Genomic DNA, 19,044 nt, shown 5'->3' on the forward strand with positions numbered 1-19,044 from the left:
GGCCGACCGGCTGTGCCCGGCCGACCGGCTGTGCCCGGCCGACCGGCTGTGCCCGGCCGACCGGCTGTGCCCGGCCGACCGGCTGTGCCCGGCCGACCGGCTGCGCCCGACGCACCGGCTGGGCCCGACGCACCGGCTGGGCCCGACGCACCGGCTGGGCCCGACGCACCGGACGCGCCCGGCCGACCGGTCGGGGTGCTGGTGCGGCCCGACGGGATCGTCGCCTGGGCCGCGGACGCCGCCGGTGCGCCCGGTCTGCCGGAAGCGCTGCACCGGTGGGCGGGCGACCCGGCGTAGCGGGAGCGCCCCGGGGCACGACGGAGAACGGGCCTGCCGCACACGTGCGGCAGGCCCGGTGTCGTGCGGCGGCTCACCAGTCCGCGTCGGTGTAGCGGACCAGGCCGCGCAGGTTCTTGCCCTCCCGCATGTCCTCGTAGCCCTTGTTGATCTCGTCGAGCGAGTAGGTGCGGGTCACCAGCTCGTCCAGCTTCAACCGGCCCTGCCGGTACAGCTCCAGCAGCCGCGGCACCTGGGTGCGCGGGCTCGCCCCGCCGAAGATCGCGCCCTGGATGCGCTTCTGCAGCAGCGTCAGCTCGAACATGCCGATCTTCGCGTCGGTGGCGGTCATGTCGGCGAGCGCGGTCACCACCACCTGCCCGCCCTTGCCGGTGATCGCCAGCGCCTCGGCCAGCTGATCGCCCTGGAGCTCGCCGACGGTGAGGATCGTGGTGTGCGCCAGGCTGCCCCAGGTGATGTCCCGCAGCGGTTCCAGCGCCGCCGCCATCGAGGCGAAGGTGTGCGTGGCGCCGAACTCGACGGCCTTCTGCCGCTTGAACTCCACCGGGTCGACCGCGACCACGAACCGCGCGCCCGCGGCGGCGGCGCCCTGCACGGCGTTGATGCCGATGCCGCCCGCGCCGACGATCACCACGGTGTCGCCGGGGCGCGTCGCGCCGATCTCCGTCGCCGACCCCCAGCCGGTGGACACGCCGCAGCCCAGCAGCGCCGCGGTCTCCAGCGGGATGTCGTCCTCGATCCGGATGACGCTGGACTGGTTGACCGTCACGTACGGCGCGAACGTGCCCAGCAGGCACATCGGCGCCACCGGCCGCCCGCGGTGCGTCACCCGGTGGGTGCCGTCGGAGATGGCCTGCCCGGTGAGCAGCCCGGCGCCCTGGTCGCAAAGGTTCTGCATGCCCGCCGAGCACGGACGGCACACCCCGCAGGCCGGGATGAACCCGAGCACCGCGTGGTCGCCCTCCTGCAGGCCGGTGACCCCGGCGCCGACCTTGGTGACCACGCCCGCCCCTTCGTGGCCGCCGAGCACCGGGTAGAGCGGTACCGGCATCGCGTTGGTGCGCAGGTGTTCGTCGGAGTGGCAGAGGCCGGTCGCGGCGAGCCGCAGCTGCACCTCCCCGGCGACCGGATCGCCCACGTCGATCTCGTCGATGGCCCAGTCCTGGCCCGGTTCGTGGAGAAGGGCGGCCTTGGTCTGCACGATTCGTTCCTCCCGCGAGGCGTCGGCGGACAGCGCTGGCCCGCCGCAATGCGATGGCGTCGTCGGCATCGGGCCGGGCGCAGGACCCTGCGCGCCGCGGCCACGGGTGACCTGAATCTCATGCAGACCGTGTCATGGGTCGTAGCGGCAGGTCAACCGGGCGGCGCGGACTCCGCTGGGTGAGTGGAACCCCGTCGTGGCAGGCGGAATCCGCCCGTTCGGCGCATTGCTGATCCGCGATCGGATGTGCTGGCCGGACCGGAGCGGCGGATCGTGCGCTGGTCCGAACAGCGTATGGCCGGGGGACCGCCGGTCGCGCTCCGCAACCGGCCGGTGGCACTTCGTCCCGGCCGCGGCGAACCCGGCCGATCGTGATCGCGCCCACGGCTGCGGGCGCCTGACCTCGGGTAGCTTGCTGCACATGCCCTTCAACGACCCGGACTCCCCGGCCCAGGCCCTCGATCTGCTGATCCAGGGCAATGCCCGCTTCGTGGACGGGGAGCGGCTGCACCCGAACCAGGACGCCGACCACCGGGCCGCGCTGGCGCCCGGGCAGACGCCGTTCGCCGTGATGTTCGGCTGCTCCGACTCCCGGCTCGCCGCCGAGATCATCTTCGACCGCGGACTGGGTGACCTGTTCGTGGTGCGCACCGCGGGGCACGTCGCGGGCGCCGAGGCGCTCGGCAGCATCGAGTACGGCGTCGGCGTGCTCGGCGCGCCGCTCGTCGTGGTGCTCGGCCACGACTCGTGCGGTGCCGTCACCGCCGCGTCGCAGGCCTACGTCGACGGGAACTCGCCGACCGGGTTCGTGCGCGACGTGGTGGAGCGCGTCTACCCGAGCGTGCTCAGCGCCCGTGCCGCGGGCACCACCGAGATCGACGACATCGTGGACGAGCACATCCGCAAGACCTGCGACTTCCTGGTGGAGCGCTCGGCGGTGCTGGCCGCGAAGGTCGCGGACGGCAGCTGCGCCGTCGCCGGGCTGTCCTACCGGCTGCAGGAGGGCACGGTCCGGCTGGTGGCCGCGCACGGCGAACTCGGCGAGCACCTGGTCGTGAACTAGTACCGGCGGGGCGCCGGGCCGGAACCGGCGCCCCGACCGCGCTGTCCCGCCCGGACGCCGATGCGGCATGATCGTCCCGGGAGGGGATCCTGATGAGCGAGAGCCGCGTCGTGCAGGCCGCCGACGGCACGTACCTGGTCCACGGGAGCAGCAGCAACTGGGTGATCCTCGTCGAGGACGACTCGGTCACGCTGATCGACGGCGGCTACCCGGACGACGCCGACGCGGTGGAGGCCTCCGTCCGCGAAGTCGGCCACCGGATGCGGGACGTGGAAGCGGTGCTCGTCACCCACGCGCACGTCGACCACATCGGCTCGCTGCCGCACCTGGCCGTCAAGTACGGCATTCCGGTGTACCTGGACCGGGTGGAGGTCGCGCACGCCAAGCGCGAGTACCTGCAGCAGGTCTCGCCGAAGCAGATCCTCGCGAACGCGTGGCGGCCCGGCGTGCTGCCGTGGGCGGCGCACGTGGTGCGGGCCGGGGCGTTGAAGTCGTGCGCGATCCCGACCGCCGAACCGTTCCCCCGCGAGGGCGCGCTGGACCTGCCGGGACGACCGGTGCCGGTGCCGACGCACGGCCACACCTCCGGGCACAGCGCCTTCCACCTGCCGCAGCGCGGGGTGGTGATCAGCGGGGACGCCGTGATCACCGCGCACCCCACCTCGCGGGCCGAGGGGCCGCAGATGCTGCTGCCGATGTTCCACCACGACGGTGCCCGGGCCCTGCAATCGCTGGACGCGCTGGAAGGCCTGGGCGCGGACGTCCTGCTCCCCGGGCACGGCCCGCTGCGCACCGGCTCGCTGAACAAGGCCCTCGGCGCGGCTCGGGAGAACGCCGCCCGCACCTTCCGCTGACCGCGACCCCAGGTGAATGGCCCATTCGCCCGCTGTGAACGGCCCCATGGGCCATTCACCCGGGTGGGAATCAGGTGATGTAGCGCAGCACGGGGAGCATCGCGTAGTCGGCGCCCTCGACGGGGGAGCCCGTGGCGCACGCCGCCAAGCGGGCCCGCAGGTCGGGTTCGTCCAGGCCGGTGCCGATGAGGACCAGCGCGGTGCGGGGCGTTTCGCCCGCGGGCCACGGCGTCCGGTGGAAGCGCACGTAGTTGCCCACGGTCTGGAGCAGGTACCGCTGCCGGTACCCCGGGAGTCCGAAGTGGACAGGCCCCTTCATCCGGTACAGCCCGGCGGGCCGCGAGTCCAGGAACGCCAGCAGCGCCCGCGGATCCACCGGCTCATCGGATTCGAAAGCCACGCTCTGGTAGGCGGAATGCGCGTGCTCGGCGCAGTCGTGCTCGGCGAGCAGGTCGGTGAACGACAGCTGGCGCGGCCCGGTGTCGGCGGGCCGTTCCGGGCGGTCGAACAGGAACGCCGGGTCGACCTGGCCGCGTTCGGCCTCCAGCAGCGGGATTCCCGGTGCCTCGGCGGTGATCCGGTCGCGCAGCGCGGCGAGCTCCGCCGCACCGACCCGGTCGACCTTGTTCAGCACCGCCACGTCGGCGAACCGCAGGTGGGTGGCGAACTCGGGGTGGCGCCGGACGGTGTCGTCGAACTCGGCGGCGTCGATCACGTCGACGAGCCCGCCGTAGCGGGTGTGCGGGTTCTCGCCGGCCAGCAGCATCCGGATCAGCGCGCGCGGATCGGCGAGGCCGCTGCACTCCACGACGATCACGTCGATGCCCGCGCTCGGTTCGGCCAGCCGCTCCAGCATCGCGTCCAGCCCGCTCGCGTCGACCGCGCAGCACAGGCAGCCGTTGCCCAGCGACACCATCGAATCGACCTGCCCGGCCACGCTCATCGCGTCGATGCCGATGCTGCCGAAGTCGTTGACCACCACGCCGATGCGGGTGCCGCCCGCGGTCGCCAGCAGGTGGTTGAGCAGCGTCGTCTTGCCCGAGCCCAGGTATCCCGCGACCAGCACCACCGGGATGCTCCTGCCCGCCACCGGAATCGACCTCCTCCGCGTCCGCCCGCCGGGAAACCTACCGGCCCCGCGCGGCCCGGGTGCGGACGGTGCCGTTGTCAGCATGTGAGAACGGGCCTTGGGCGGGGGCGCCCGGTCCCGCAGCATTCGGGTCGCCGGGTCGAGTGACCTGGGACACGAACACGGAGGTCTTCACATGAGCGGGCAGGCAACGACGCCGCGGAACGCGCTGGTGACCGGCGCCGGGCAGGGCATCGGCAAGAGCATCGCGCTGCGGCTCGCCGCCGACGGGCTGGACGTCGCGATCAACGACATCCCGGCGAACGCCGAGGCCGCCCGGGCGGTCGCCGCGGAGGTCGAGTCCCTGGGCCGCCGTTCGACGGTCGCCCTCGCCGACGTGTCCGACGCGCAGGCCGTGGACGGCATGGTGGCGCAGGTCGCCGCCGATCTCGGGTCCCTCGACGTGATGATCGCCAACGCGGGCATCGCGCACGTCAAACCCCTGTTGGAGGTCACCCCGGAGGAGTTCGACCACCTGATGTCGATCAACCTGCGCGGGGTGCACCTGTGCTACGGCGCGGCCGCGCGGCGCATGATCGAGCAGGGCGGCGGTGGGAAGATCATCGGCGCGTGTTCGATCGTCGGCTACCGCCCGTTCCCGCTGCTCGGCCCGTATTCGGCGTCGAAGTGGGCGGTGCGCGGACTCACCCAGGCGGCGGCGATGGAGTGGGCGCAGTACGGCATCACCGTGAACGCCTACTGCCCGGGCATCGTGGGCACCGCGATGTGGGACCACATCGACGAGAAGCTCGCCGAGAACGAGGGGCTGCGCAAGGGCGCGGCGATCGAGAAGTACTCCGAGCTGATCCACCTGGGCCGGGTGTCGGTGCCGGAGGACGTGGCGAAGTTCGTGTCGTACCTGGCTTCCCCGGACTCGGACTACATGACCGGGCAGTCCGTGATGATCGACGGCGGCGTGCAGTTCTCCTGACCGCGCGGGTTCCGGCGGGCTCCCGGCGAGCCCGCCGGGATCAGGCCGTCCGGGCGATGCCGCGGCGCCGCGCCAGCCGGTCGATCCACCACGCGTAGACCACGGTCAGCGCGGTCGTCGGCAGCACGTCCCACGCCGCGAAGTCCCCGGACTGCTCCATGCTCGGCACGCCCTGCGTGCAGGCGATCAGCATGCCGAACGCGTTGTTCACCACGTGCAGCGCGATCGCCGCTTCGAGCCCGCCGGTGCGCACGGTCAGCCAGCTCGTCGCCAGCGCGAACACGAACAGGTCGGCCAGCACCAGCGGATCGTCGTACTCGTGCAACGCGACGAACAGCACCGCGGTGAGCACCGCGCCGGGCCACGGGGTGCGCCACCAGGAGGCGAAGGACTGCAGCAGGAATCCGCGGCACAGGTATTCCTCGGCGGCCGCCTGCAGCGGTACCACGGCGAGCGTGATCAGCGCCGCCAACGCGTACCGGGCGATCCCAGGCCACTGCGCCGCGAGCCACGGCTCACCTCGGGTCAGGCCGAACGCCGTGACCACTGCGAACCCGGCGAGCGCCCAGCCGGTGCAGCGCGCCAGCCATCCCCACCGCAGTCGTCTCTCCACACTGGACAGGGTTCCGGCCGGTCGGCGGTGCGCCCACTTCGCGGCGAGCAGCACGGCGGGCAGGAGCGCGGCGACGACCAGGAATCCGGCGGCGTACTCCCACATCGGGTCGGCGAAGGTGAAGTCGTGCTGCTCGACCCGGGCCAGCGCCGCCAGCCCGGCGAGCGCGCCCGCCGCCAGCGCCACGGACACGAGCGCGAGCAGCCCCAGCAACGGGAAGCCGAGCAGGGTGCGCCACCAGCGGTGCCGCGAGGTGCGCTGCAGCAGGTGGTACGGAATTCCACCGCCGGGACGGGAAGTCCTGGTGTCGTGGTCGGTCTGGAGCATCCGGGTCCTCTCCTCGGGAACGTGCCGCCGAGTCTGGTGCCGTTCGCGTCCCGGATCGTCGGTCGACCGGCCCGGCGTGCTGGTCGATCGGACACGATGTCCTGGCCACCCGGTGCTTCCGCCGCCGGCCGTCCGGGACGATGATCGGATGGTGCTCTTGGGGATGGGACGGCCGTCGTTGCGCGGCCTGGCGGCGCGCGTCGCCGCGGAGCCGCGGCTCACGTGGGACGCGGTGCGGGCGGCGCCGCGGCGCGTGCGGCTGGCGGAATCGGCGTGCTGCGCGCTGCTGTTCGCCGCCGGGCTGGTGATCCAGCTGAACACGCCGCTCGAACTGGTGCCGGAACCGCGGCCGTCGGTGCCGCTGGCCGTGCTCTACGCGCTGTGGGCGGCGGTGCTCGTCCCGGCGCGGCGTCGTTGGCCCACGGTGGCCCTGCTGGCGCTGTCGTTCAGCCAGGCGGTGCTCAGCGTGCTGATCCTGCCCGTGCTGGCGTTCGCCGCGGGCAGGAGGACGCGCAGCGCGGCCCTGCTGTGGGCGGCGGTGCTGGTCACGGTCGTCCTGGGCGCGGTCGAGGAGGCCCTGCTGCGGCCGGTCGCCCCGATGAGCGGCGAGGACGCCCTGCTCCTGCTGTGCGGCATCGTGGTGCTGCTGGTGGTGCCCGTCGTCGCTGGGCGGCTGCTCGGCACCCGGCAGCCGCTGGTGCGGTTGCTGCAGGAGCGCAACGACTACCTGGAGGGCGTCCGGCACCTCACCGCCGAGCAGGCCCGCAGCGCCGAACGCGCCGACATCGCGGGCGAGATGCACGACATGCTCGGCCACCGGTTGTCGTTGCTGTCGCTGCACGCCGGGGCGCTGGAGCTGTCGGCGGCGAAGAAGGCGCCCGAGGTCAGCGAGCAGGCCGAGTTCGTGCGCGCCACCGCGGGCGAGGCGCTCGCCGAGCTGCGCGGCATCCTCGGCGTGCTGCGTTCCGGTGCCGCCGATCGCGACGACAGCAGCGGCCGCCGCGCCGACGTGGAACGGCTCGTCGCCGAATCGCGCACCGCCGGGATGCCGGTCGACCTGCACTGGCACGGCCCCGACCTGGACGAGGTGGACCCGCGCGTGCGGCACGCGGTCCACCGCATCGTCCGGGAGGCGCTCACCAATGCGCACAAGCACGCGCCGGGCGCCGCGGCGGTCGTGGAGGTGTCGGCCGCGGACCCCGTGTCGGTGCGGGTGCGCAACGCGCCGGTCGCCGCCCCGGACGCCCCGGCGCGCGGGCTGCGCAGCGGGCTCGCCGGGCTGGAGGAGCGCGCCCGGATGCTCGGCGGCACGTTCACCGGTGGGCCGGCCGCGGACGGCGGTTTCGCGGTGCACGCGGCACTGCCCGCGCATCCGCCCGCGGCGCCACCACCGGAACCGCCGGTGCGGGAACGGCCGCCGGTGCAGGAGGCGGAGGTGCTCACCACTCCGCGCATGTTCGGCGCCGGGGTGCTGCTGCTCGTGCTGGCGGTGCCGATGCTGCTGGTGGTGCTGGTGCTGCTGTTCGCGATGCTCTACGAGCTCTGACGGCGGGCGGCTACCGTGTGCGCATGATCAGAGTGCTCATCGCCGACGACGAAACGCTGATGCGCGCCGGAATCCGGCTGATCCTGGACAACGCCGACGACGTCGAGGTCGTCGCGGAGGTGTCCGACGGACCCGCCGCGGTCGCCGCCTGCCGCAGGCAGCAGGTCGACGTGGCGCTGCTGGACGTGCAGATGCCCGGGGGCGACGGCATCACCGCCGTCGCGGGCATCGCGCGCGAGTCGCCGCGCACCCGCAGCGTGGTGCTCACCGCGTTCGGCGACGATCGGAACGTGGCGCGGGCGTTGCGGTCGGGGGCGAGCGGGTTCCTGCTCAAGGACACCGGCCCGGCGCAGCTGATCCACGCGGTGCGCGAGGTCGCGGCGGGGGAGCCGATCCTCGCGCCGCAGATCACCCGCGGACTCATCGAACAGCACCTGCTCGCCCCGGACGCGGCGGAACCGGCGCGGCGGCGGCTCGCCGAGCTCACCGAGGCCGAGCTGGAAGTGCTGCGCGAGGTCGGTGCGGGCCTGTCCAACGCGGAGATCGCGCAGCGGCGGCACATGGCGATCGGCACCGTGAAGGCGCACCTGAGCCGGTTGCTGGCCAAGCTCGACTGCACCAACCGCGTCCAGGCCGCGATCATCGCGCACGAAGCGGGGCTCCTGGCCGGCCGCTGACCGGCAGGCCCGCGTCGAACCGGTAACCGGCCCAGAACCCGGCGATCCCGGCGGTGATCACGGCGGCGATTCCCACGAGGTGCGGCATGTCCGGTCCTCTCCGCGGAAGGGGTGGACGCCCAGTGTCGACCCGCCGCATGTCACCGCCGTGACGCGCCGGTTTCCCGCTCGGGTCAGCCGTGGACGCCGGTCTCGGTGACTCCGCGCACCAGGAAGCGCTGCAAGCCGACGAACAGCAGCACGATCGGCAGGATGGACAGCGCCGCCGCCGCGAACAGCAGGTTCAGCTGCGGATTCTGCGCGGTGAGCAGCGCGGACAGCGCCACCTGCACCGTCCACGACGACGAGTCCTGCGCGATGACCAGCGGCCACAGGAACGAGTTCCAGCTGCCGATGAACGTGATCGCCGCGACGGCCGCCAGGAACCCGGTGGAGTTCGGCAGCACGATCCGCCGGAACACGCCCCACCGCCCGAGCCCGTCGATGCGGCCCGCGTCCTCCAGATCACCGGGGAAGTCGAGGAAGAACTGCCGGAACAGCACCGCGTTCAACGCGCTGAACAACCCGGGCACCACGAGCCCGCGCAGGTCGGAGAGCCAGCCGAGGCTGGACACCAGCACGAAGCTCGGCACGAACGTCACCGAGGTCGGCACCAGCAGCGTCGCCACCACCACGCCCAGCACCGTCCCCGAACGCCGGTAGGGGATGCGCGCCAGCCCGTACCCGGCGGCCGCGCACAGCACCAGCGACCCGGCGGTCTGCAGCACGGCGATCACCAGCGAGTTGAGCAGGCTGCGCGCGAACGGCACGTCGGTGCCGGACAGCAGGTCGGTGATGTTCTCCCAGCGCGGGTGGGCGGGCCAGAACGTCCAGTGCGGGGAGGTGATCTCCTCGCGGGTGGCGAGCCCGTTGCGCACCAGCAGGTAGAACGGCAGCAGGAACAGCACCGCCGCGAGCAGCAGCGCGCTCCAGCGGACGGCGGCGGCCGCGCCGCGCCTCACCGCTGCCGCCCGGTGCCGAAGCCGAACACCTTGCCCTGCACCAGCGTCACCACCGCGATCAGCACGGACAGGATCACCGCGCCCGCACTGCCGCGGCCGAGGTCCTGGCCACCGGAGCCGAGCGCCGTGTAGTACAGGTACACCAGCGGTGGCCGCCCGTACGGCGGGTAACCGCGGGCGTCGCCGAGGATGTTGTAGAACTCGTCGAACGCCTGGAACGCGCCGATGAGCAGCAGCAGGACCACGGCGACGCTGGTGCCGCGCAGCTGCGGCAGCGTGATGTGCCGGAACACCTGCCAGCCCGGTTTCGCCCCGTCCAGCCACGCCGCTTCGTACAGGTGCCGCGGGATGCGCTGCAGCGCCGCGATGAACAGCAGCATGTAGAAGCCCAGCTGCAGCCACAGCCGCGCGGTGATGAGCACGATCCAGTACAGCGGCGGGTCGGCGGTGCCGGTCCACGCCACCGGTTCGACGCCGAACGCGCCGAGCACGCTGTTGACCAGCCCGGAGCTCACCCCGGGGAACAGCGAGGTCTTCCAGATCAGCGCGGCCACCACGTAGGAGCAGGCGAACGGCAGGAAGAACACCGACCGGAAGAACGCCTTCGCGACCGGCACCCGGTCCACGGCGAGCGCGAGGGCGAGCGCGGCCGCGTAGGTGAGCGGCACGATGCCCGCGGCGAACGCGGTGAACGTGCCGAGGGAGGCGAGGAACGCCTCGTCGCTCAGCATCGCCGCGTAGTTGTCGACGCCGACGAACACCTCGGGCGTGACGGTGTTGCGGGCGTCGAAGAAGCTCAGGTACAGGCTCCACCCGATCGGCACGTAGGCGAACACGACGAGCCCGAGCAGCAGCGGCCCGACGAACAGCCAGAAGTCGCGGGCGTCGCGGCGGGTGCGGGCGTTCACCCGTGCAGGCGCTTCAACTCGGCGTCCGAAGTGGACACGATCTTCCGGGTCTCCGCGACGGGATCGGCGCCCTGGCGGGCGATGCGGAACAGCGCGTCGGACATCGCCGAGTTCGCCGCCGAAGTCCACATCGGACCGCCGACGAGGTGGGCGTGCTCGCGGGTGTAGCGCACCGCGTCGGCGGCCGGGCCGGTGCGCAGTTCCGCCGCCCGGCCGGTGAGGCCGTCGCGGGCGGGCAGGTGGAAGCCGAACGCGGTGGCGAACTCCAGCTGGTGGTCGGTGCGGTCGACCCACAGCCAGCGCACGAAGTCCTTCGCCGCCGTCACGTCCGAGCTCCGCGCGTTGACCGCCGCGCCGTACGCGCCGATCGGCACCGACGGCGCACCCTGGGAGTCGAGGCGCGGGAACGGCAGCACGCCGAAGTCGTCGCCGAGCGCGGCCGCGATCTTCGGCACGTTCCACAACCCGGTCCACTGCATGGCCGCGAGCCCGTCGATGAACGCGCTCGGATCGGACCAGTCGGCGGGCGCACCGAGCAGCAGCCCGCCGCCGTCGGCGAGCTCGGCGAGCTTCCCGAACGCGACCGCCGCCCGCGGATCGTCGAACCCGGTGCCGCGCTGGTCGGGGGTGAGGTAGTCCAGACCCGCCGACCACAGCAGCGGCCCGGCGAGCACGCCGACGCCGCCGTCGTTCCCGACGAACAGGCCGCGGCCGGTGGCGGAGTCGAGGCGCTTCGCCGCGTCGATCAGCTCGTCCACGGTCTGCGGCGGGCGCACGCCCGCATCGGCGAGCCTGCTCTTGCGGTAGAACAGCACCTGCGTGTCCACGGCCTGCGGGATCGCGTACAGCCGCCCGTCGACGGTGGCGGTCGCCAGCACCTGCTCGGGGAAGTCGTCGCGGGCGTCGCCGAGCACGTCGTCCAGCGGCACCACCTGGTTCTGCCGCACCCAGTCGACCTTGACCTGCGCCTCGAACACGTCGGGGACCGCGCTGTTCTGCAACGCGGTGACGATCTTCGAGTCGTAGTCGCCGGGGTTCCACTGCACCGAGACCTCGCCCTGCGGGTACTCGGCGGCGTAGCGCTGCACGGCCTCGTGCACGCCGTCCTCGCCGTAGGCGTGGTACCACTGCTGCAACGAGCCGGGCGCCGAGCCGCCGCGCCCCGTGTTGGAGCCGCAGGCGGCGGCGGTCAACCCGACCGCGCCCAGGCCGATACCGGCCAGCAGCGACCGCCGGGACAACCCCGGTCCGCCGAGCCGCGCCGAGGACACCCGCGAAGTCGTTCTGCGCACGGCGGATGACGCTAAGACGCAAGATCGCGCAGGTCAACCGCTCCCACAGCGTGGTCGTCGGCGGGCGGGGCCCGAACGCGCCAGCGCAACCGCCCCGCCCGCCTTCAGCGTGATCACTCGATGGGGTGGCGGCCCGGCCGGATCTCGGGGGCACGATTCCGGCCGGACCGCCGGGGAGGGCGAGCGGGAGCGGGACGGTGCTCCCGCTCGCCCGTCGGCCCGTCCGGGCGCGCACCGCTGGGGGAGGGGTGGCGCGGCGCCCGTCGGGCCACGGCCCGCGACCGGTCGGGGAGCGGTGCGCGGGCCGAGTTCAGGGAGCCGCGATCACGCGGCGTCGACCACGCCGCCCACCATCGGCGCGCCGTGCAGCGCGGGTGCGGGCGTGACCAGGGACAGCAGTGCGGCGCACTTCATGCACGGCATGCCGTCGCGTTCCACCTCCACCTGGGACACCGGCAGCGGTTCACCGCACCGGGCGAGGTACCGGGTGCCGTCCAGCACGGCCGGGTGCACCACCCGCCGCGACTCCCCGACGACCCCGACGCGGTAGCGGACGGGGACGGGGGATGCGGTTGGGGCGGTTCGTTCGGTGTCCATCGCGTTCTCCTCATCGGTGGGGTGTTGACCTTGGCTCCGGAGTCATCATGCTGGCTCCGGAGCCATCCCGGCAATAACTCTTTCGGGGACTCGCGTCGATGGGGCGCTGATTACAATCCGGCTCATGGTCGGAGCCAAAGATCGGAACACCCCGAAGGCCCGTTTGCTCGGTGCCGAACTTCGCGAGCTCCGGCAGCACGCGGGGTGGAATGCGCGAAAGCTGGCCGGTGAACTAGGCATCGCGCAGGGAACGGTGACCCGATACGAGCGTGGAGACCGAACTCCGCCCGTGGCCCACGTGTCGAGAGTGCTCGGAGTGCTCGGTGTGACAGGTCGGGCTTACGAAGAGCTCATCGAGTTCGCGGAGAACGCGAGCGAACCGAATCTCGTTGCTGACAGCGGATCCGGCCTTCACGGGCATCTGGTCGAATTGAGCGAGTACGACCGTTCCGCCACCTCGATCACGCACGTGGCGCCGTTGATCGTGCCAGGTCCTTTTCAGACGCGTGCCTACGCGCAGCAGATCATGGCATCCGTTCCGGCCCACGACCGTGAGGTCCGCATCGAGATGCGCATGGCCAGGCGCGAAGCGATCCGGTCGGAGCGCCGGTTCACGGTGATCCTTGCCGAGCGCGTGCTCAGGGAAACGATCGGAAGTCGTGCGGTGATGGCTGAGCAGCTGGACCACCTGTGCGCCACGGCTCGACGTGACAACGTCTCTGTCCAGGTCATCCCGGCCTCGGAAACGCGATGGACGTTGGCGCACAACGGTTCCTTCGTCCTGTTCGAGTTCGACAAGGCAGCGCCGACCATCCACCTCGAACACTTCCGCGGCCCGACCTTCCTGTACGAGAAGCGGGATGTGGAGGCCTACCGCGAAGAGTTGGCGAACCTGCGCGCCACGGCACTGGAGCCGCAGGATTCACTGGAACTGATCGAGTTCGTCTCAGCCCGAGTCAACGAGGAGAACCATGCAGACCTCGCCGGTCAACTGGCGTAAGTCCAGCCGTTCCAACCCGAACGACAACTGCGTCGAAGTCGGGCGGTTAGCGGGCGGTGCCGCGGTGCGGGACACGAAGGACCGGGCCGCCGGGCACTTCGCGGTGCCGGGGCCGCGGTGGTCGGAGTTCGTCGCGGCGCTCAAGTCCGGACACCTCGACCGCTGACGCCGCCAGGTGAATGGCCCATTCGACCAAGAGGACGGGGCGAGTGGGCCATTCACCTGCGGTGCATCAGCGGGAGGGGGACTTCTCCGGGCGGGCGCCGAGAGCTTCGCCCCGGCGGCAGGCCAGGTACCAGCGCTGCCCGTTGTCGTACCAGCGCATTCCCTTGCGCACGGCCGGAACCTGCGTCGCCTGGTGCATCCGGTACTGCCACGGCGACTGGGCACCGCCGCGCGCGGCCATCGCGTACGCCACGTCGACCGCCTCCCGGTCGAGGTAGCGGTCCGCCCGCTCGAACCAGGCCATGCTGGTGCGCCCGGCCGCCTGCAGCGGGCGCAGCGCGCTGCGGCCCTGCTGGTCGAAGTCGCGCAGCGCGGTGTCCAGGTGCTCGTGGTCGTGCAGCTTCTGCGCCAGGATCATCGCGTCCATGATGGCCAGCCGGGTGCCCGACCCGATGCTGAAGTGCGTGGTGTGCGCGGCGTCGCCGAGCAGCATCACGTTCTCGTAGCGCCAACTCCGGTTGAGCACCTGGGTGAACCGCTGCCACCGCGCCGGTTCGCCCCGGGAGCGGCTGATCAGCGAGTGCCCTTCGAGGGGCTTCTCGAAGACCTTCTCCAGCAACCGCACCGCGTCCTCGTCGCTGCGCTCGCCGAAGCCGAGAGCGTTCCAGGTCTGCTCGGTGGTCTCCACGATGCAGGTGCTGACGCCGGCGCTGGACGGGTAGGCGTGGAACCAGATCCACCCCGCCGAGGTCCGCTCGAACGCGAACGTGAACCGGTCGAACACCTTGTCCGTGCCCAGCCAGATGTACGGGTTGCTGCCCGTCTCCACCCGGGTGCCGAACTCGTCCTCGTGCAGCGAGCGCACCTTGCTGCCCGCCCCGTCCGCGCCGATGATCAGGTCGCTGTCGGCGAGCTCGTCGAGGCTCTGCACGTCCTGCTCGTAGCGGATGTCCACACCCAGGTCGGTCGCGCGTTCGGCCAGCACGTCCAGCAGCGTCGCCCGGTTCACGCTGAACCCGTAGCCGCCGAGGAAACCGACGTCGCCGCCGCCGAGGACGATCTGCTGCTCCTGCCACAACGTGGAGGCGGACCGGATCTGCTGCGCGCTCTCCGCATCGTTGGCGTACAGCGGATCCAGCAGGTTGTCCCAGTACACGACGCCCCACCCGTAGGTGGCGCCCGGCGGATCACGCTCGATGACGGTGATGTCGTGTCCGGCGTCGCGCAGCTTCGCGGAGATCGCGAAGTACAGCCCGGCCGGTCCAGCGCCGACGCACGTGATCTTCATGGGCACCTCCTGGACGAGGACGGCGGTGTGCCGCCCGGTTGTCGTTGCGCTGTCACGTGTGTTCCCGCGTGCCGCCGTTGCGCTGCGCGGGCGCGCCGTGCACCACTTCCTCCGACGGGTGGTGCAGGTGGTACAGGTGCGCGTAGCCGTTGTTGCCCGCCAGCAGCTCCGAATGCGTGCCGAGGCCGGTGACCCGCCCGTGGTCCAGGTAGAGGATCTTGTCCGCGTCGGTGACGGTGAGCAGGTTGTGCGAGATGACGATCGTGGTCCGCCCCGCCATCAACCGGTTCAGCGGGCCGAGGATGCGTTGCCCCGCCTCGGCGTCCAGGCTCGCGGTCGGCTCGTCCAGCAGCAGGATCGGCGCGTCCCGGATCATCGCGCGGGCGATCGCGATGCGCTGGCGCTGCCCACCGGAGAGCAACCGGCCGCGCTGCCCGACGCGCGTCTCGTAGCCGTCGGGGAGCGCGGCGATGAAGTCGTGCGCGTCGGCGGCGCGCGCCGCGTCGATCAGCTCCGCGCGTTCCGCATCCGGTTTGCCCGCCAGGATGTTCTCGCCGATCGTGCCGTCCAGCAGCAGCGTCTCCTGCAGCACGATCGCGATGTGCGAGCGCAGCTCCTTCGGGTCCAGCTCGCGCAGATCCGTGCCGTCCAACGAGATGCCGCCGCGATCCGGGTCGTAGAACCGCAGCAGCAGCTTCGTCAACGTCGACTTCCCCGCGCCGCTGGCGCCGACGATGGCGACGCGTTCCCCCGGCTCCGCGGTGAGGTTCACGTCGTGCAGCACCTCGTCGGCGGTGCCCGGGTAGTGGAACCCGACGTCGTCCAGCCGCATCGCGCCGCGCACCCGGTCCAGCCGCTTCGGCTCGCGCGGCGCGGGAACGTGCGGGCGCTGGTCGAACAGCTCCAGGATGCGTTCCGCGCTCGCCGCCGCCCCGTAGATCACGTTCGAGAGCTGGCCGAGGTTGCTCACCGGCGAGTACAGCTGCGACAGGTACACCAGGAACGCCAGCAGCCCGCCCAGGGTGATCCGGCCGGACGCCAGCTCCCAGATGCCGACACCGACGATCGCCATGATCGCCAGCACTTCCAGCAGGTCCACCAGCGGCTCGAACAGGCCCCCGATGCGGGCCGCGGACAACTCCGCGGACAGGCTGGACCGGCTCTGCCGGGTGAACCGCCGCACCTCCGCCGACTCGCGGCCGTAGGCCTGGATCAGCGGGGCGTTGCCGAGGCTCTCCTCCGCGACGGTGCCGATCGAACCGGTGCGCCCGGCGACCTCCCGGGACGCCGACTTGATGCGCATCGCGAAGAACCGTGCCACCGCGAGGAACAGCGGCACCACCAGCAGCGCCACCACCGTCAGCCGCCAGTCCAGGTAGAACAGCACCCCGGCGAACAGCACGATCTTCACCAGCGAGGCCACCGTCTGCGTGATGCCCGACAGCACCAGGCTCTCGATCGAGGCCACGTCGGTGGTGAGCCTGCTCAACGTGTCGCCGAGCCTGCGCCGGTCGAAGAAGTCCACCGACAACGTGTGCAGGTGGGTGAACACCCGGATCCGCAAGCGGTTCAGGAAGTGCTCACCGATCCACACCGTCAGGTAGCTCTCGCCGAACCCGACGACCCCCATCACGATCGTGATCCCGGCGTAGGCGACCGCCACCACCGGGAACAGCGAGAAGTCCCGCGGTGTCAGCACATCGTCGATGAGGACCTTGAACAGCCAGATCGCCGCCGCATCCAGCAGCGGCGACACCAGCACCAACCCCAGGCTGAGCACCATGTACCAGCGGAACGGTCGCGCGTCCGGCCAGAACCGCCGGAACACCTCCCGCACCCCGATCGATGGCGCGGTCTCCACCAAACCCGCCTCTTCGGCGACCGGTGGGTCGAACAACCACCGAATCGGTCCCCGCACGACTTACCCCCTGTTGCCGACGGGTGTGACGCCCGCACCGGTGAAGGTGCGGGCGTCACCCGGACGTTGAGCCAAGCTGTTACTTGCAGCCGCAGCCGTGGCCCCAGCCGTGTCCCCAACCGTGGCCCCAGCCCCAGCCGTGACCCCAGCCCCAGCCGTGGCCCCAACCGTTGCCCCAGCCGTGCTTGCGGCGGCGGTTGTTGTTCACGTACACGAAAATGCTGCTGCCTTTGCCCATCGCCATGCACCTTTCCGCATTGCCGACTTCCCCCGGAGAAGAACGTCATCGTCGACATTCCGCTCGACCGGTCGGTGTCGTCGTGGACATCGGACCGCTGGTGATGCCGCCCGGGCGCGGCCCGGAGATCGGCGCACTCCTCCAGTGGCTTTCCGAAAGGTAGGTGCCCCCCATGTGGCGGAACAACCCGACCTGACAACGAGTAAACGCCATGTCACGGAGCTTGCACAGAGGACTATCGTCCCGGATTTGCCGCTGAACCAACGGGTTCTGCTTTCCCGGGCGTGGCCGCACCTGCCCGCGCGTGGTTCCTTGTGGACGGACGGAGGGGGAACCGATGGACCTGCGGGCGTGGACGGATCGGGCGGTGGCGGAGATCGCGGCGTGGCAACGGGAATTCGGCGAGTTCGAGCCGCACCCGGACGCCGTCGTGCCCGACGGCGAGTTCGGCGCGGCGTTCGACGCGCTGCTCGAACGGCTGCGCGGCACCTACCCGTTCCACCACCCCCGCTACCTCGGGCAGCTGATCAAACCACCGCATCCGGCGGCCGTCGTCGGCTACCTGGCGGCGATGCTGCTGAACCCGAACAACCACGCGCTCGACGGCGGACCGGCCACCACGGAGCTGGAGCGGGAGGCGGTGGAGCGGCTCGCGACGATGCTCGGGATGCCGGGAGCGCTCGGGCACCTCACCGCGAGCGGCACCATCGCCAACCTCGAATCCCTCTACGTGGCAAGGGAAACGCGTCCCGGTGCGGCCATCGCGCACAGCGCGGACGCGCACTACACGCACGCCCGGACCTGCCACCTGCTGGGCGTGCGGTCGGTGCCGATCCCGGTGGACGCGGCCGGGCGGATCGAGGTGGCGGCGCTGGACTCGCTGCTGGCCGAGCAGGACATCGGGACCGTGGTGCTCACCGCCGGGACCACCGGGCTCGGCGCCGTCGACCCGATCCACGAGGTGCTGGCGCTGCGGCGGCGGCACGACTTCCGCATCCACGTCGACGCGGCCTGCGGCGGGTTCTTCGCGCTCATCGCCGACGACGCGCCGGACGGGGTGGCGGCCGCGCCGTTCCGGGCGATCGCCGAGTGCGATTCGGTGGTGGTGGACCCGCACAAGCACGGCCTGCAGCCCTACGGGTGCGGTGCGGTGCTGTTCGCCGACCCGTCGGTGCAGCGGTACTACCGGCACGACTCGCCGTGGACCTACTACACCTCCGCGGAACCCCACCTGGGGGAGATCTCCCTGGAATGCTCCCGATCCGGGGCCGCGGCGGCCGCGCTGTGGCTGACGCTGCGGGTGCTGCCGCCCACGCCCGGCGGGCTCGGCCGGGTACTGCGCGCGGGCAGGCGCGCCGCGCTGCGCTGGGCGGAACTGCTCGCCGACTCGCCGGTGCTGGCGGCCTACCAGCAGCCGGAGCTCGACGTCCTGGGCCTCGTGCCCGCCGCGCCCGGCATGGCCGCGCTCGACGAGCGCACCCGGCGGGTGCTGCACGCCGGGATGCGGGCCGATCCCGGCGAAGCCGTCCACTTGGCGGCCATGGAGGTCACCGCGGACGACCTGGCGCGGCGCGGCCACCGGATCGCGCCGGACCAGCCGACCGCTCGGGTGCTGCGCAGCGTGCTGCTGAAACCGGAGCACGAGCACTGGATCCGCCGCTGCCACACCGATCTGGAGGCACTCGTCCGGCGCGCCGCGGAGTGACCGGTTTGCTCCGCCGGGTGACCGGGCACCCGGGTGGGGCGCTCGCCGGGTGACCGGACGGGCGCCGCACCGTGCCAAGCCGACATCGAAATCGGGGGTCTCATGTCGACTCGTTCGTCCGTCCGCGCCAGAAGGGTTCGCCCGGAGTTCCTGCACACCATGTGGGACGAGTCCCGCCGGATCGCCGACGCGCGCCACCGCTTCCTGCACGGCGGGAACCCGGAGGCCCAGCGCGACCGCACCGTCCCCACCCCGCGCTGATCCCGCAGGTGAATGGCCCATTCGCCCACGTGT

The 19,044-nt window shown here is 72.0% G+C and carries 20 protein-coding genes; 10 read left to right on the forward strand and 10 right to left on the reverse strand.

What is annotated here, in order from left to right; genetic code table 11:
• Positions 1-195 precede the first annotated feature (195 nt).
• Positions 196-297 (forward strand): aromatic-ring hydroxylase C-terminal domain-containing protein, encoded by a 102-nt coding sequence (locus AC29IT_RS26520; protein ID WP_488220471.1) that lies wholly within the window; start codon positions 196-198, stop codon positions 295-297.
• A gap of 73 nt (positions 298-370) precedes the next feature.
• Here AC29IT_RS26520 and AC29IT_RS26525 read toward each other — a convergent pair whose 3' ends face one another.
• Entirely contained in the window at positions 371-1,498 is a 1,128-nt protein-coding gene (locus AC29IT_RS26525) for an NDMA-dependent alcohol dehydrogenase (protein WP_358433244.1), read from the reverse strand.
• Between the two features lie 421 nt (positions 1,499-1,919).
• Between AC29IT_RS26525 and AC29IT_RS26530 the strand changes: the two genes are divergently transcribed.
• Together AC29IT_RS26530 and AC29IT_RS26535 are read left to right on the forward strand one after the other, a co-directional pair.
• The gene (locus AC29IT_RS26530; protein WP_358433247.1) at positions 1,920-2,561 is read left to right on the forward strand and encodes a carbonic anhydrase; all 642 of its coding nucleotides are present in this window, start codon (positions 1,920-1,922) and stop codon (positions 2,559-2,561) included.
• A 92-nt stretch (positions 2,562-2,653) separates the two neighbouring features.
• Positions 2,654-3,415, forward strand: coding sequence for an MBL fold metallo-hydrolase (locus tag AC29IT_RS26535; protein ID WP_488220472.1), 762 nt, complete (start codon positions 2,654-2,656; stop codon positions 3,413-3,415).
• Positions 3,416-3,485: 70 nt separating this feature from the next.
• On the opposite strand, the gene AC29IT_RS26540 is transcribed toward AC29IT_RS26535, so the two are convergent.
• Entirely contained in the window at positions 3,486-4,505 is a 1,020-nt protein-coding gene (locus tag AC29IT_RS26540) for a CobW family GTP-binding protein (RefSeq protein ID WP_358433253.1), read from the reverse strand.
• Between the two features lie 175 nt (positions 4,506-4,680).
• On the opposite strand from AC29IT_RS26540, the gene AC29IT_RS26545 reads away from it, so the two are divergent.
• On the forward strand, positions 4,681-5,475 hold the full coding sequence (locus AC29IT_RS26545) for an acetoin reductase (protein WP_358433256.1): 795 nt from the start codon (positions 4,681-4,683) through the stop codon (positions 5,473-5,475).
• Between the two features lie 40 nt (positions 5,476-5,515).
• On the opposite strand, the gene AC29IT_RS26550 is transcribed toward AC29IT_RS26545, so the two are convergent.
• Positions 5,516-6,415: a CPBP family intramembrane glutamic endopeptidase gene (locus AC29IT_RS26550; protein WP_488220473.1), complete on the reverse strand. Its 900-nt coding sequence runs from the start codon at positions 6,413-6,415 to the stop codon at positions 5,516-5,518.
• 148 nt (positions 6,416-6,563) lie between these two features.
• On the opposite strand from AC29IT_RS26550, the gene AC29IT_RS26555 reads away from it, so the two are divergent.
• Both AC29IT_RS26555 and AC29IT_RS26560 read left to right on the forward strand, forming a co-directional pair.
• The gene (locus AC29IT_RS26555; RefSeq protein WP_488220474.1) at positions 6,564-7,961 is read left to right on the forward strand and encodes a sensor histidine kinase; all 1,398 of its coding nucleotides are present in this window, start codon (positions 6,564-6,566) and stop codon (positions 7,959-7,961) included.
• Between the two features lie 23 nt (positions 7,962-7,984).
• A complete protein-coding gene (locus AC29IT_RS26560) occupies positions 7,985-8,638 on the forward strand; it encodes a response regulator (RefSeq protein ID WP_358433263.1) in 654 nt (217 codons plus the stop codon).
• Positions 8,639-8,811: 173 nt separating this feature from the next.
• Here the strand turns inward: AC29IT_RS26560 and AC29IT_RS26565 are convergent, their stop codons facing one another.
• The 4 genes from AC29IT_RS26565 to AC29IT_RS26580 form a co-directional block, all read right to left on the reverse strand.
• Positions 8,812-9,639 (reverse strand): carbohydrate ABC transporter permease, encoded by an 828-nt coding sequence (locus AC29IT_RS26565; RefSeq protein ID WP_358433266.1) that lies wholly within the window; start codon positions 9,637-9,639, stop codon positions 8,812-8,814.
• Positions 9,636-10,547, reverse strand: coding sequence for a carbohydrate ABC transporter permease (locus AC29IT_RS26570; protein ID WP_488220475.1), 912 nt, complete (start codon positions 10,545-10,547; stop codon positions 9,636-9,638). The genes AC29IT_RS26565 and AC29IT_RS26570 overlap by 4 nt, the downstream gene beginning before the upstream one ends.
• Positions 10,544-11,788, reverse strand: coding sequence for an ABC transporter substrate-binding protein (locus tag AC29IT_RS26575; RefSeq protein ID WP_488220544.1), 1,245 nt, complete (start codon positions 11,786-11,788; stop codon positions 10,544-10,546). Before AC29IT_RS26575 ends, AC29IT_RS26570 begins: the two co-directional genes overlap by 4 nt.
• A gap of 375 nt (positions 11,789-12,163) precedes the next feature.
• A complete protein-coding gene (locus tag AC29IT_RS26580) occupies positions 12,164-12,436 on the reverse strand; it encodes a hypothetical protein (protein ID WP_488220476.1) in 273 nt (90 codons plus the stop codon).
• A 124-nt stretch (positions 12,437-12,560) separates the two neighbouring features.
• On the opposite strand from AC29IT_RS26580, the gene AC29IT_RS26585 reads away from it, so the two are divergent.
• Both AC29IT_RS26585 and AC29IT_RS26590 read left to right on the forward strand, forming a co-directional pair.
• A complete protein-coding gene (locus tag AC29IT_RS26585; protein WP_488220477.1) occupies positions 12,561-13,436 on the forward strand; it encodes a helix-turn-helix domain-containing protein in 876 nt (291 codons plus the stop codon).
• On the forward strand, positions 13,408-13,602 hold the full coding sequence (locus AC29IT_RS26590; RefSeq protein WP_358433277.1) for a DUF397 domain-containing protein: 195 nt from the start codon (positions 13,408-13,410) through the stop codon (positions 13,600-13,602). The genes AC29IT_RS26585 and AC29IT_RS26590 overlap by 29 nt, the downstream gene beginning before the upstream one ends.
• A 66-nt stretch (positions 13,603-13,668) precedes the next feature.
• On the opposite strand, the gene AC29IT_RS26595 is transcribed toward AC29IT_RS26590, so the two are convergent.
• The 3 genes from AC29IT_RS26595 to AC29IT_RS26605 all read right to left on the reverse strand — a co-directional run bounded on the left by AC29IT_RS26595 (position 13,669) and on the right by AC29IT_RS26605 (position 17,015).
• Positions 13,669-14,889, reverse strand: a complete 1,221-nt coding sequence (locus AC29IT_RS26595) for an FAD-dependent monooxygenase (RefSeq protein WP_488220478.1) — start codon at positions 14,887-14,889, stop codon at positions 13,669-13,671.
• A 52-nt stretch (positions 14,890-14,941) separates the two neighbouring features.
• The gene (locus tag AC29IT_RS26600; protein ID WP_488220479.1) at positions 14,942-16,750 is read right to left on the reverse strand and encodes an ABC transporter ATP-binding protein; all 1,809 of its coding nucleotides are present in this window, start codon (positions 16,748-16,750) and stop codon (positions 14,942-14,944) included.
• Positions 16,751-16,886: 136 nt separating this feature from the next.
• A complete protein-coding gene (locus AC29IT_RS26605; protein ID WP_358433286.1) occupies positions 16,887-17,015 on the reverse strand; it encodes a hypothetical protein in 129 nt (42 codons plus the stop codon).
• A 367-nt stretch (positions 17,016-17,382) separates the two neighbouring features.
• On the opposite strand from AC29IT_RS26605, the gene AC29IT_RS26610 reads away from it, so the two are divergent.
• Entirely contained in the window at positions 17,383-18,750 is a 1,368-nt protein-coding gene (locus AC29IT_RS26610; RefSeq protein ID WP_488220480.1) for a pyridoxal phosphate-dependent decarboxylase family protein, read from the forward strand.
• A gap of 102 nt (positions 18,751-18,852) precedes the next feature.
• Entirely contained in the window at positions 18,853-19,011 is a 159-nt protein-coding gene (locus tag AC29IT_RS26615) for a hypothetical protein (protein WP_358433290.1), read from the forward strand.
• Positions 19,012-19,044: the final 33 nt, after the last annotated feature.

This window comes from Saccharopolyspora sp. MMCC62 (assembly GCF_057736575.1).